General features: G+C 35.8%; 1 protein-coding gene. It reads right to left on the bottom strand.

What is annotated here, in order from left to right:
* Positions 1 to 212 precede the first annotated feature (212 nt).
* Positions 213 to 326, bottom strand: coding sequence for a sporulation protein YjcZ (locus AC1DUA_RS40055; protein WP_477504938.1), 114 nt, complete (start codon positions 324 to 326; stop codon positions 213 to 215).
* Between the last annotated feature and the right edge of the window lie 271 nt (positions 327 to 597).

Here is a 597-nt window from a genome sequence, read left to right on the forward strand (position 1 = left end):
TCATCTATGTCATCTTCATTTAGCATAAAAAAGTAAGTCACCCTTAGATTAAAATAGGGGTGACTTTTTTTATGATAATAAACAACAATAAAAAACAAAAATGACACGCATGTTAGTCACCCTCATTTAAACAACAAGAAAAAACGGTCTTATTCGCATCAATTTCGCGATAAGACCGTTTTTGATTTCCTCGATATTCTTTTGATGTTGGATTAGATTGCAAAAGTCATTAAGATAATAACCAAAAGAATAAAAAGAACCAAAACTGCTGCAGCGTTGTTAACACCATAACCTGCACAACTTCCACCATAACCTACTGCTCCCATGTTTACTCATTCCCCTCTGGTGATTTGTCACTACGGTATAAAATATGTTCGTTATGTAGATATTGATTGGACGTATGTACCTAATTGAGGATTGAATCGTCGACATTTATTGATTTCGGATGGTCCCTGCAGGCGAGTGACAGCAGATATGTTCGTGCTTGTAGATTTGGACCACTGGAATTATAACAGCCGGAAAAAATAGCTGCAAATTCCAACCATGTGCCCACGCATTATTTTTAAACTTGAATATTATATATTACACCACCACAGC

The sequence above is a fragment of the Paenibacillus sp. 01T422 genome (assembly GCF_056398785.1).

Excerpts from the sequence above, each read along its gene's own strand:
- AC1DUA_RS40055 (WP_477504938.1), bottom strand. The coding sequence starts at position 326 with ATGGGAGCAGTAGGTTATGGTGGAAGTTGTGCAGGTTATGGTGTTAAC.